Annotated in this window: 10 protein-coding genes; 1 reads left to right on the plus strand and 9 read right to left on the minus strand. The window is 70.4% G+C overall.

Translation table 11 applies throughout. From position 1 onward, the window contains the following. Positions 1-138: 138 nt before the first annotated feature. From FB474_RS00360 to FB474_RS00380, 5 genes are all read right to left on the minus strand, one after another. Positions 139-1,149, minus strand: coding sequence for a tyrosine-type recombinase/integrase (locus tag FB474_RS00360; protein ID WP_185745964.1), 1,011 nt, complete (start codon positions 1,147-1,149; stop codon positions 139-141). A 362-nt stretch (positions 1,150-1,511) separates the two neighbouring features. Further along, on the minus strand, positions 1,512-1,724 hold the full coding sequence (locus tag FB474_RS00365) for a helix-turn-helix transcriptional regulator (protein ID WP_141786839.1): 213 nt from the start codon (positions 1,722-1,724) through the stop codon (positions 1,512-1,514). A gap of 326 nt (positions 1,725-2,050) precedes the next feature. Beyond that, positions 2,051-2,635 (minus strand): hypothetical protein, encoded by a 585-nt coding sequence (locus FB474_RS00370; RefSeq protein ID WP_141786840.1) that lies wholly within the window; start codon positions 2,633-2,635, stop codon positions 2,051-2,053. A gap of 154 nt (positions 2,636-2,789) precedes the next feature. Next, a complete protein-coding gene (locus tag FB474_RS00375; RefSeq protein WP_141786841.1) occupies positions 2,790-4,265 on the minus strand; it encodes a hypothetical protein in 1,476 nt (491 codons plus the stop codon). Positions 4,266-4,426: 161 nt separating this feature from the next. After that, the gene (locus tag FB474_RS00380; RefSeq protein WP_141786842.1) at positions 4,427-4,636 is read right to left on the minus strand and encodes a hypothetical protein; all 210 of its coding nucleotides are present in this window, start codon (positions 4,634-4,636) and stop codon (positions 4,427-4,429) included. A gap of 575 nt (positions 4,637-5,211) precedes the next feature. Between FB474_RS00380 and FB474_RS00385 the strand changes: the two genes are divergently transcribed. After that, positions 5,212-6,273: a hypothetical protein gene (locus tag FB474_RS00385; protein ID WP_141786843.1), complete on the plus strand. Its 1,062-nt coding sequence runs from the start codon at positions 5,212-5,214 to the stop codon at positions 6,271-6,273. 248 nt (positions 6,274-6,521) lie between these two features. On the opposite strand, the gene FB474_RS00390 is transcribed toward FB474_RS00385, so the two are convergent. The 4 genes from FB474_RS00390 to FB474_RS00405 form a co-directional block, all read right to left on the minus strand. Next, positions 6,522-7,391, minus strand: coding sequence for a hypothetical protein (locus tag FB474_RS00390; protein WP_141786844.1), 870 nt, complete (start codon positions 7,389-7,391; stop codon positions 6,522-6,524). Positions 7,392-7,584: 193 nt separating this feature from the next. Beyond that, on the minus strand, positions 7,585-10,917 hold the full coding sequence (locus tag FB474_RS00395) for an AAA family ATPase (RefSeq protein ID WP_141786845.1): 3,333 nt from the start codon (positions 10,915-10,917) through the stop codon (positions 7,585-7,587). Positions 10,918-11,059: 142 nt separating this feature from the next. Next, a complete protein-coding gene (locus FB474_RS00400) occupies positions 11,060-12,010 on the minus strand; it encodes a hypothetical protein (protein WP_141786846.1) in 951 nt (316 codons plus the stop codon). Continuing rightward, positions 12,003-12,752, minus strand: coding sequence for a hypothetical protein (locus FB474_RS00405; protein WP_141786847.1), 750 nt, complete (start codon positions 12,750-12,752; stop codon positions 12,003-12,005). The genes FB474_RS00400 and FB474_RS00405 overlap by 8 nt, the downstream gene beginning before the upstream one ends. Positions 12,753-12,778 lie beyond the last annotated feature (26 nt).

Here is a 12,778-nt window from a genome sequence, read left to right on the forward strand (position 1 = left end):
TGCCACTCGTTTGCCACTCTCGTGGTTGCAGCCATCATTCGGTGTGGCTGTTCGGTCGCGAGCAGGGTGGCACGTGAGTGGCACGCAGATCAGCCCGCGACCAATCTGGTCGCGGGCTGATCCCTTGGCTTGCGGGCGTCAGATCGCACCTTCCAGGGGGTCGCCGTACCTGGCCACCCAGAGGTCCCACAGTTGGTCGAGGCGCTGCGGCATCGTGAGGTCCGCGTTCAGTCGGATGGCCTCGGCGGCGTTGTCCTTCTTGACCTCCGGCACCGCCCGCAGGTAGTACCCGAGGGTCGTGCCGAGCGTCCTGTGTCCGAGCATTTCCTGGGCGTCCGTCGCTGGTGCACCAGCGGCGTACAGGACCGACGCTGCGTAGGGACGGAGTGCGCGTACGGTCCACACAGCGAGGGCCTGGCGCTGCGGGTCCGCATTCGCCGCGTCCTCTTCTCGCGCTCCGGGATCCTGGTCCCCGTCCTCGGTGGCCTTCGGGGGAAGGACCTGGCTCCAGACGTCGCGCCACGACTCACGCGTCCAGAAGCCGGGACCCTGGCGGTGCCGTCCAGAGGCTGGTCGGCTGGGGAACAGAACATCCCAGCGCCCGCGGGTCGGGGCGCTGAGGCTGTCCTGGTGGGACAGGAGCAGGCGCCACAGACCCGTTGGGATGGGGACGTCCCTGGCGAGGCCGGTTTTGAGCGGTTCAATCGTCCACGGCTTGCCGACCGGCTTGACCGCGACTCGCTCGAAGCGCACGTTCGGTGTGGTGCGGCTGAGGGCGCCAACGCGGGGCAGGGCGGTTGCCTCAGACAGGCGGGGACCTGACCACGCAAGGAGCAGGAGCAGGAGCCTGTCGGCTCGGTGAGGCAGCGCACGCACGACGGCGTTGACGGTGTCCGCCGACGGCAGCGGAGTCCGCTCGACGGCTTTGGCGGCCTGAGAACGCTTGGTCCGGTGGCGCTGGCGGATGCCCTCGGCCGGGTTGGTGCCGATGAGGCCCTCGTCGACGGCGTAGCCGAGTGCAGAGTGCAGCAGCGCGTGACAGTTTCGCCGGATGTCGGGTCCGCGGGGATTCCCCTTGGCGTTCGGGGTTGTCTTGAGCCAGGTGTCCCACGCCTTGACGTCCTGCCGGGTGATGGCACGGACGCGCATCTGACCGAGCGGCGACGGAGCGATGTGCGCCCGCTGGATGGAGGCGTACCCCTGCGTAGTCCTCACTGAGATGCCCTCTTCGTCGGCTACACGCGCCTCGACGTAGGCGGCTACGACGGCGGCGACGGTCGGGCCGCCGCGGCGCCCGGCTGCGACCGGGCGCCCATCCTCGCGGTGCGTGATGGCGCGACGCAGGGCCCGGCGTGCGTCGACCTCGGTCTCGTACGTGCCCAGGCTCTCGCCTCCCCCTGCTCCGGGAAGGCGCGCCTGCCAGCGACCGGACGAGAGTCGCCGGAGGGCGCCCTCCCCGACCCGTCTCCGACTGCGGGACCGGGCCGCGGAGTTGCCGGTAGTGGCGCCCATCAGGCTGCCAGTCCGTCGTCGCTGCTGGCGGCGATGTACGCGTGGAGGTCCGCGTCGGTGTAGCGGATGGACCTTCCGGCGAGGCGGCGGCACGGGATGTCGCCGCGGATCGTGAGGGCCCGTACGGTGCTGATGGACAGGCGGAGGATGTCGGCCACCTCCGTCGCGGTGAGAAGGCGGGGGACCGGCGTGCTGGTGGTGGGCTTGCGCATCTGGGCTCTCCTGATGTGCTGGAGTGGGGTTGTGCTCTGACCCCGTGGTCATCGGCAGGTGCATCCCCGGTTCGTACCAACCGTGGGCGTCCCCGTTTTGGTGCTCGGGCTCCGCCAGTCAGGATGCCCGCTGAGGCGGACAGGTCGAGCGTTCGGTTCGGACGGGGCGTGCGAGGCTGGGGTGCATCTGGTTCGCCCACCGGGGCCCTCACACGCCAATCGAGGCCGCAACCCCGTCCGGACGGGGTTGCGGCCTCGAAAGGTCGATGACGGTCTGATCTGGGACCACGGTTCGGCAGAGGCGGCCGCCTCGCCGGGTTCACCGGTCAGTCATCCCAGGGCTTGCCGCCCTCATCGAGCCATTGGTCGGTCTGGATGTACCAGGCTTCACGGCCAGCCCAGGAGATCCGGATGGCGGTGAGGGACCGTAGGACCCACGCCTCGACTCGATAGTCGCTGAGGTGTTGGGTCGCAGCGTGGGCTGTCACGAGTGCTGTCAGCCACAGCGAGCACGGGATGTCACCCCACCGTGAGCGGGATGACATCCGTTGCGTGATGGCGCCTGGCCACTCCACCAGGTGCGTGCCCTCTGGCGTCAGGTAGTAGCGCTGGTCAGTGGCCGCGTCCCGCTGATCGAGGGCCTGCCACAGCCTCGGGGCTGTGTAGAGGTCGAGGTCCGGCACGTCGGTGTAGTCGTCGACACGACGCCCCCAGAAGCAGCCGCCGGGCGGGTACCCGAATGCGTCGAGGATGTCGTCGGCGCCGATGCCGCAGTGGCACTCTAGATCGACCGCGAGGGTAGCCGGGGCAGTGCGAGTCACGTCAGTGAGCAGGGCCGGGTCGAGCCCGGCGCCGAGGCCCCGAAGGAAGGCGAGGGCATCGTCGGCGCTCAGGTCGGTGGGGATTGTCATTGCTGGCTCCTGTGCTGGATGGGGCTGGTGCTCGGTCGTCTCCGGTATCGGCAGGGACGACAACGTCCCGGACCTCCCGGGACGGGGCTGACTTGGGTGAGGGTGACGCGGCGGAACGACAAGTCGCCCCGTCCGAACCGGACGGGGCGACTTGTCACAGCACCGTGGAGTAGTTGGCCGGGTCCCGCCGGGCTGACTGGACCTCGTTAGCAGCCGCGGAATCCCTCTCGGCTCGGGTAGGGGCAGGTTTCGCGGGCTCCATCCACACCTGGCCGGGGCGCGCCCGGCTGGCATCCTTGGCTGTGGCTGTCGAGTTCCCGATGCGGCTGTGCACTGTGGCGTAGAGGGACCTGATTCCCTCGTCGGTTTCGACAGTGATGGCCGCGGCAAGGGTGTGCGGGTCCCATCCAGCAGCGCGGGCGCTGGCCACTTGTGGCAGAAGGCGTCGGGCATCGACGGTGGTGAGGGGGAGTGAGTGCCCGACCGGGGCGGCGAGGCGTGCGTTCGCGATGACGAGGGCGGACCAGTCCGTCGCGCTCAGCCGAGTCGGGTCACCGCCTGCGTCGGCGAGTGCGGCCTGCAGGGCCTGCTCGACGTCGTGGCGGCTGCCGGTGGCTGCGAGGTCGAGCAGGCGCAGGTCGCTCTTTGGCGTCGGCTTGACCTCGTCTCCGCCTCCTCCTGCGGTTGGGGTGCGCGGAGCCGCCGGTTCGGTCTCGCGTGCGAGCGGGTCGGGGGAGGAGGCGTAGGTGGTGTTAGAGCGTAGGTGGTGTCCTGGAGTACCTGGATCAAGCCGTGGTGAATTTTCGTCGGAGCCGTGTGGCGGATTTTCCTTGGGACCGTGTGGCGGATTTTCGTCGGCGTCGGGGGCCGTCTGGCCCACTGGGCGAGAATCCGCCACACGGCTCCGGTACCCGACGACCTGCGTCGGAAGGAGCGCCCAGGCCACGGTCACCCAGGACGCTTCCTGGCGGAAGTCCCCGGCGGAGGTGAGGCGGGTCTGCGGGTCGCTGCGGAGCCATCCCCCGGACGGCGCGACCCTCGCGGCGTGCTCCTTGCGCAGGCGGCCCGTGGACGGGCCCGGGCCGAGGATCACCACAAGGCCGCGCTTGTAGTCGCGGGTGGTGAGGCGGGCGGACCGGGCGATCGAGTCGGCGGTCGCCTTGAGCGGGCCAGCCAGGCTGTGGTCGGCGCGGTTGAGGATGGCGAGGACGGACCTGAGCGCGAGCCCGGTGTCGCTGCGGCCCCAGCGCGGCGGGCATTTGGGGTCGTCGGTGGGCCACAGGAGCGCGACGGGGACGTCGAACCGGTGGCGCGGCTTGGCCCGGGGCACCCGGATGACCCGCGGGGCTCCGCGACCGTCGCGCTCCGTGATCGTGAGTAAGCCCGCGTGAGCCAGGTGGTCAATGCTGGACCGGACGGTTTCCCAGGTCGCGCCGGTGCGCGCGGCAGCACGGGCGCGGTTGATCGGGTGACGACGGGACCCGTTGTCCGTGACGTCGATGAGGTAGGCGTAGACGACCAGGTCGGGGCCTGTCAGGCGCTGCGTGCGCCCGCTCGGCGCTTTCTGGCGCTTCTCACCCTTTGCCGGGGGCTGGTCGGGCCACGCGGGGCCGAGCCCCTTGGCGATCACCTTGGGCAGCCACAGGTACCGGTGAGCCGGAGCAGGGGAGGGGGCGGCTGGCCCTTCAGGGTTGTCAGAGGGGGTGCCGATATGTGTAGTCATCTGGGCTCGCTCTCTGGGCGGGTTGGCCGGGGCGCTCGTGCTGGGGCGCCCCGGCTTCGTCTTTGTGATCAGGCGGTCTGGCGGCCGAGGTAGGCGAGGATCAGGCCGCGCAGCCTGTCGCTGACGCTGACCCCCTCGTCGGCGCAGGCGCGGACGAGGGCGGCGTATTCGGTCGGGGCGAGCGCGGCGCGGGCCTGCTCCGAGCGGACGCGCTCGGCTGGCCAAGGGGCCGGGCCCGGACGGCGCCGGGTGGCGGGCTGGGCTGGGGTCGTGGTCACGATGGGGTCCTAACCGGTTGGGGTGCTACCTGGCCGCCGTCTGGTTGGCGGGGGGTACTGGAGGTATCGGCGGAGTCGTTGTCGGGCTTGACCGGGTGCCTCCGCGATTGGGGGACGACCACGCTTCGCGCTGCATCGTCAGGTGTGTCATCTGGTTCACCTGGCGGAGCCGAGCCGTCCGCTGGCCGCCAGCAGCCATCCCGTCCGGACGGGATGGCTGTGACCTGTCCGGTCCACCGATCACCGTGGGAGCGGAAGCCTGAACCGCCCGCTAACCGGCTGGCGGCCCGAACGACGGGCGATCCGTTAGGGACGGATCACCCGCACCCCGAGCCCCGGAGAACCAAATGACCACCGGCACCAGCACCCCCGTCGCCCTCCCCGGCGTGAGCGAGAACCTCACCGTCGCCCGCCTCGCGTCCGGGCGCATCCTCGCCCTCGTCCCCGATCCGGCTGTGACTGCTCAGATGCGATCTCTGCGTGCGCACCGTGTGCGGCTCGTGCCGGACGAGGCAGCGGTCGCCGGGCAGCCTGGGGTCCACCGCTGCGAGGGCCGCCACGGCGACCTCGACGTCGTGCACGTCGAGAAGGGCGCCAGGGTCGAGGGCGTCTTCGGCTGGACCGTCGCTGCTTCGCGAGTAGAGGACCTGGCGGAGGTCCTCGCAGCGACTTACCCGGGCCGCGACGTCGCTACGGCGTCGCTGACAGCCTTTGCCGACCTGGCCTCGACGGTGTCCGTGAGCGTGTCCACGGACGGCGCGCTGCTCGTCCGCGCACCGTACGACCACCACGTAATCCACGAACTGCGCGCCCGGGAGGGCAGGTGGGACTCGGCGCTGAAGGTATGGCGCGTCCCGGCCAGGGAGGCGAACACGGTCGCGGGAATCCTGCGGCGACGTTTCGGCACGCGCGAGGCGGAGGTCGCCTCAGCAGAGGCGGCGTGGGAGACCGCCCGGGACCTCATCGGGCAAGCCCTCGACGCTGGGCGAGATCTGCCCGCGTCGGTGTCTCTGAGGGGTGACGTGGACGCGGGCAACGTCGTGATCCGCGCCCCGTTCCGGACGGACCTTCCTGCGGCGATGAAGGCCCGCGGCGGCCGGTGGGACGTCACGCGTGAGGCGTGGATCGTCCCGGCCGGGTCCGCGATCGACGCGATCGCAGCCATCCGGGCGGCCCTCGGCACGTCGGACGCGCCACTGCCGGACCCGGCGACTGACGGCGGTTTCCCGGCGCTTCCGTGGGGAACGCGCCGCCGAAACGCCAAGGACGGCGCGTGCGACACCTGCGGCGGGAGCGTCTCAGCAGGCCACGGCGTCCTGAGCCGCTGCCACGGGGAGGGGCACTACACCTACTCGGCTTGGCACGGTGGCGCTCTCGGCGGCTTCTGCGATCAGGACCGCTGGCACGTCACGTGCCGGGGGTGCGTGTGGCGGCGTGCGTACGGGATCCTTGAAGGTGAGGGCTTCGAGGCGTGGGTGTCCCTCGGGATCCCGGCTGCCAGAGTCCGCGCGTACGTGTGCGCCGGAGTCACCCCGGCCGAGGTGCCCGGGTTCGAGCAGCGCCGGGCCTCAGGCGAAGACGTCGACGGCGCCCTGCGCGCCGTTGCCGCCCTTCGCTCGGCACCGTCAGCGGCCTGACCACTGTCACCCGGTCGCCCTAACCTGGCCCGTCCACATCAGTGGACGGGCCAGGGAGGTTGTCGGGGTGGCGTTGTGCGCGGGGTGCGGTGAAGGGACGCCAACGGTTGTCGTCGCGGCGAAGAATGCCACAGACGCCCCGATGATTTTGCCCGCCTGCGCCACGTGCTGGTCCGAAGCCCGCGACCGACTCACCCGACAATCCCGTCCGAGGGATGTGATCGCAGACGGTTGGAGCGCCGTCGGCGTCAGCCCACAGTCTCGGCCGAGCCGCTGAGTTCTTCTTCGACCTCCCGGTGGTCCTGAAAGGTCCGCAGGATGGAGGTCATTAGGAGGACTGCGATGAGCGCGTTCTCGCGGCTGTAGTGGTCGATGTGCGCGAAGTGGACAGTCACGTGACGAGACAAGGCGGTCGGCGGCTCCTTGCCCCTATTAGGCCAGTAGTCGGTGAAGAACCGGGCGACCGGTGCCATCGCCAAGCGCACCCGGAACTCGGCCATCCGGAGGTCGTCAATGTCGGCCACCACGACGTCCCGAGCGATGCGCCCGTAGCCGCGGCCGTGACGATGAATGACGATGGTGTCCGTGACTGCCACCGCTAGGGCCTGTGCGGCCTCCAAGTGGCCGTTTGCGAAGGCATCGAGTGCGGCGGTGGCCAGTGGCACTTGTCCCGCGTAGACAGGGTGCTCGACCTCGCCGAGGACCTCCCGACATCCCTCGACCAAGGCGCTCTGATTCGCCAGGAGGATCGCGACCCGCGTCTCGCGGTCGCCCGCAGTGAGGACCTGCGCGAGCACTTCCCGCGGCGGCACCCACACGACCGGGATGCCGTCGTCATTGACGATCTTCTGGATGGCTCGGTCGTCGACTTCCGGGGGCCAGTTCGGCGGCATCCAGCGCTCGATGAGCGCGGTGATCGCGGTCAGGTCGATCTTGGGCAGGGATGCGTAGATCCGCTCAAGGGCCAGGATGTGCTGCGCTTGGGCGGTGATCACCCGGTCCAGGGTGTCCTTGACCGCCAGACGTCGTGCGAGGTCACGCTGGAGCGCCTCGAAGCCTGGCGTGAAGCGGTTGGCGATCTTGCGGTTCCGCTCGGCCCATCCGTACAGGTTGGACACGCGCGCTGCGATGGCTGATACCGCCGGAGGGAGCGGGACCACGAGTGGCTCGGATCGTTGTGGTTCGGCTTCAGGTCGGCGAGCCGGGATCTCGGGCTGTTCGGACTCGTCGTGTGATGACGCACTCAATCGCCCACCTCCCTCGTCGGCCCGAGGGTACGCCAGGCGCCGGAAACGTGGTGTCCCCTGGTTGTTACACCCGAACGGCGCCATCATCCACGGCCGAGAGCCAGTCCAGCCCTTCCGTGTTCCGCTGTTGCGGCCGTCCGAGACTGTTGAGTGCTCGCTCGAACGCGCTAGCCGAGACCAACGGCTCGGACCCGGCCTGGCCCGCGCCAAAGGCTTCCAACGCTGCCACCTCGCAAAGCCCCTTCATCTCGGCGGGGGAGAGACCTGCCGTGGCCGACGCGAGGTGCGCCAGGTCCACGTCCTCGGCCAGAGGCATCTGGGCGGTCAGACGGTCGAGCAGGGCAGCCCGGGCGTCCCCGTCGGGCAGTCCGATGTGCACCGAGCGGGACAGGCGTCCCGGCCGAGTCAGCGCAGGGTCGAGTACCTCGGCACGGTTGGTCGCGCCGATCACGAACACGAGCGAGTGGCCAGCAGCGGCCGATGCGAAGCCGTCCATTTCGGCGAGCAGGCTGGTCAAGATGCGGGATGAGCCGTTGGAATCGTTTTCGCCACGGGCACCGCCGATGGAGTCGATCTCATCGATGAAGACGATGGACGGGGCGTTCGTGCGGGCTCGCTCGAACACCTCTCGCACCTGCCGCTCACTTTCGCCCTGCCACTTCGAGGTCCACTCACCGGGCGAGATTGGGTAGAAGGAAGTCCGAGCCTCCGCTGCCAGAGCACGAGCAATGGAGGTCTTGCCGGTGCCGGGCGGACCTTCGAGTAGGAGCCCGGTGGGCGGTTCGATCCCGTACGCCCGGGCTCGGTCCGGGTCCGACATCAGCGCCAGTACCTGGCGGAGGTGCTGCTCGGTGTCGGCCGTCAAGACGAGGCTGTCGAGCCCCGCGCCCTCGACGGTTGGGCGGTCCTGACCGCCGCGAGCCTTGATCGCCTCGACCAGGTCGTCGGTGGCGATCGGGCGGCGCCCCTCTGCCATCGCGTTGCGCGCTGCAGCGTCCACGACGGCGTTCAAAGTGGCAGCCGTGAACCCGGGGGTGCGCTGCGCGACCAACGACACGTCGATCGAGCCCGCGGGGCGCCCAGCCAGGGACGCAGTCAGGATGCTGGCCCTTGCATCAACATCGGGCAGGTCGATCCTGATGCGTGCCGACATCCGGCCGTCGCGGATAACTGCCGGGTCCAGCCGCGACAACTCGTTGGTTGTCGCCATCACGACGACGCCGGGGGTCTGACGAGCGCGGTCCAACTGAACCAGGATCTCGTTGACGCCCGCGCGGCCCTCGCCGCTCGTTTCATCGTCGCGACGACCGGCGACAGCGTCGATCTCGTCAATGAGCAGGATGCTGGGCGCAGCCAAGATCGCGGCGTCCACGGCCGCGCGCACCTTCGCCGCCTTGTCACCGACGTAGGGCCCTGTCAGGTCACCCACCGATACCTTCAGGAAGCGCACGCCAAGCGTGCCTGCCAACGCCTCAGCCAAGTACGTCTTGCCGGTGCCGGGAGGTCCGTATAGGAGCACGCCACCGGTCTCGACGCCGTACGCAGCAGCCGCGTCGGACTCGCGCAGGGCCATTCCGACGGTCTGCTCCAGTTCCGCCTTCACGGCTTCGTAGCCGCCTACGTTGTCGAAGGTCAGGGCGGGAACGAGCGCATCGAGGTCCCCCAGATCAGGCGAAGGCGTCTCGCCGCGGCTGAGAGTGGTGATTCCCGAGGTGGGCCCGGCCACACGGCGGGAACCGCGTGCGGCAACGGACGGGGTAGGGGAAGCGGGCGCGGTGCGGTGCGCACCCGCCAGCCACTCGTCGATCCAAGTCGGTTCCGCGAAGTACCCCTGGAACTCGCTCAACTCCCCGCCTCGGCGAATGAGCCCGCGGCCCTTGACCTTCGGAAGATCCGCAGCATCGGCTGCGTCAAGCACCATCAGGGACGGGGTGGAGTCCATTCGCCCGGCCGCGATGCGGCAGTCCAGGTTGTTCTTGAGTTCGCCGGAGAGCACCTTGCTGTCGGGGCGCTGAGTCGCCAGCACGGCGTGGACCTTCGCCGCTCGGCCAAGTCGGGCGATCTCCCCGAGGAGCGCAGATGCGCGGCCGTGGAGCGCGTCCCGTTCTTTGCCCTCTTCGGTCTTCACGCCCTCGGGGGCAAGGAGGTTGAAGGTCTCGTCGATCATCAGCATCAGGGCGCGCGGCGGCGCGGGGAGCCGGTCGGCGTGGTTTACCCCGGCGGCTTCCATCTCCTCGAAGCGGCGCATCATCTCGTCGCGCACCCGCTGGATCGCGTCCACACCGTCCTCCAGGTCCCGCGCGATCTTGAGGACGTTCTCGTACTGCTCGTAGGCCGCGAGTTCGACGCGCTTGGGGTCGACGCCGACAACCTGCCACTCGTCAGGGCGCTGAATCGCGTGGAAGAGCATCATTCGCTGCACCACCGACTTGCCGCTGCCCGTGGGCCCGGCGACCAACGCGTGGGGGAGGATCGTCAGGTCCCAGATGACTTCCCCGTCGTCGCCCACTCCCAGCGGGATGGACGACCAAGGCAGGTCTCGCGAGCCGGGGTAGGCGGCCATCGTCGGGATCGTCCGCGGCGTCAGGACGGCGCGGTGCCTGGCGTTGTCCCAGGCCACCGCCCACGAGCCCCACCGGAGTTCGCCGAGGCGACGGTTGATGTCCTGCGCCTTGGCGTCCTGGTCGCCGTCGACGCGCTCCGGCGGCAGCGGGAACTCGATTTTCGTTGGAGTCTCGCGGTCCCAGGCGGTCACGCGAGCGGGCGACGTGTGACGGTCGACCTGGTAGCGGGACCACGGTGTGGTCCCGTTCCCTGCCACGGTCCACAGCCCTGACAGCGCGGCGCTGACCGCCTGCCGGGTGCGAGACCGGCGGCGTGCGGGCCCTACCCCGCGGAGCGCAGGCATCATCGCGATGAGTGCCCCCGGGATGGCGTTCCCGATGGGCAGGGCGTGGGTCAGGGCGAGCAGGGTGCCGACAAGCGCCCCACCGGCCGCTGTGAGGACGGCCGCGGTTCGCCGGTTGTCACTGGCAGCCCCCCAAGCGTCCAGCGCGAAGGCAACGCCAGAGCCTGAGAGAGCGTGCATTCGAAGCGTTCGTGCCGCGAACGCTGCCACGGCGCCGATGCCGAGGTAGGCCAGGGGCGCGCCGACGAGGGCGGCTGGGCCCGTTGGGACCGTGAGTGCGGCGGTGAGAAGGGCGCCCCAGACCGCGAGGTCCGCGAGCCCCACGAGCAGCGTGGTTGGCCCGGATGAGACTCGGGCGTCGTACCGGGGGATGACCAAGACGGCGACAGCGCCCAGCGCAGCGAATCCGATGGAGAGCGCGCCCGGCACGACGTGGACGAGGTGGGCCACGATGCGGAGGGCGAGGAAGGCGATGGCAACACCTGCCACGCTGAGGACGATGAGGAGACGGCGGCCGCGGCGGGAGCGCGGTTGGCGAAAGGTGGGCATCTGGGGCTCCGGGGGCTCTTGGTGTGCAGGGATACCTGCCTGTGGAATTTCGGTATCCCTGCACACCACCTTGACCCCGCGATCAGCCCCGATCTGCTTGAGTGAGAAGGGCGATGAGGTCGGCCGGGAGCCGGTGCAGGCCGGGTGCGACGCCCGCGTTGAGCACCGCGTCGGCGGCCACCTCGACCGCCGTGAGCGCTGGCGCGCCCTGCGGCGGGGCGACGGCCGTGAGCGCGCTCCGGGCTGCGGTGAGGAGGTCCTCCGGGGTTTCTGGCGTGAGGGAGCGGACGTGGCTGCGGAGGGCGAGTGCGTAGGTGTGCCGGGCAGCCGGGTCGACCTGGGGTGCCGGGGAGGGAAGCCCAGGCGTCGTAACGTGGTCGTCCCCAGATCGTCTTGACGCAGCGGCCGGGACGACCGGGCGCACCATCGGCAAGCCCCGCACTCTCTCGGCCTCACCCGTGGCCAGACCAGCCAGCCCCGCTACGGCGACCCAGTAGGCCTCCTGCTCCGCTGCCCGTCCGACGCCCTTGCCGGGGCGCGCGGCGTCACGCGCACGGCTCACCCGCAGCGGCCAGTGCGGGCGCGACCCGGTCAACGCGGTGGGGACCTCGCGCTGCTCGGCGGCGCTGGTGACCTCAGCCGGGGCCACGGTGACCACCGGAGCACCGACCGAGGTCACCAGCGCGACCACCGCACCCCAGGACGCCATCGTTGCCTGGCGCGCGGCCACGACGTGGCCAGCACGGTCCGCCGAGGCGGCCTTCGCCGTCCGGGGAGGGACAGGCACAGGGGAGTGGACCGCCCAAAGGGCCGCGATGAGGTCGTGGGCGGCCAAGATCGCCAGGGCTGCCCCGACAGCAGCCCGAGACACGGCGACCACGTCCGGAAGATCTGCGAGGGCATCCTCGCCGACGCGCTTCCCGTGCTCGTGAGTGTGCACAGTCAACGACTCCACCACACCGCCGTCCGTACGGACGACAGCGACGGCGATCGTGCGGCCATCGGGGACGATCCCGACCACGGCGTCAGTCATCGTCCTCAGCCCCAGTCGCGGACCGTCGGCGTCCCCCGAAAGCAGCGATCCTGTGGCGGATGGCGGGCAGTGGTAGCCAAATGGCGACCAGTCCGAGGGAGATCAGCCCGGCGATCGCCAGGAGGACGGTCCGGGCCAGCGGTGGCACGGACGGTGAGCCCGTGTGATGAGGCATCGTGGCCGCACCGCTCGTCGGGGGAGTCGAGCCGCCCGCGACGTGCGCCTTCGCCTTGCCCGCCTTCACTGCCAGCGCGGACGCGCGCTCATCCGCGCACACTCGCCGCAGAGCGACCCGGTCCGCCGCGGACAGGGTCGCGCTGCTCGTCGGCGCCGCAACGCCGAAGTCGTGCAGGATGTCCCGGAGGACGCTCGCGCGCAGACCGGTTTCGCCCTGGTGGTCATCGGGTCCGTGCACGTGGGCCCAGAAGATGCGAGTTCCAAGCGCTGTGGAGTCGTCTTGGTCGCCCGGGGTGCGGTTATCGCCCGTCAGCGGTTCGATCCACTCCCAGCGCACCGCCTCCGGGGTGCCCTGAGAGGCGCGGACACCGGTCACCCCGGCCACCTGCCCGTACGCCGCGGCGATCGCAGCCGCCGCACCATCCGGCGTCGACGTGGACGGTGACAGCGACCAAACCACGGCGCGCCCGCACTGGGTGTGCACCGGTTCAGCCGCCAGCGCCCGCGGCGCAAACGCCGAGACGAGCGCCAGGACGACTGCGACCACACCGAACGCCAGGAGCACGCGGTGAGGTCCCCGGCGATGACGCC

Origin of the sequence: Oryzihumus leptocrescens (assembly GCF_006716205.1) — a bacterium.
GTDB classification, from domain to species: Bacteria; Actinomycetota; Actinomycetes; order Actinomycetales; family Dermatophilaceae; genus Oryzihumus; species Oryzihumus leptocrescens.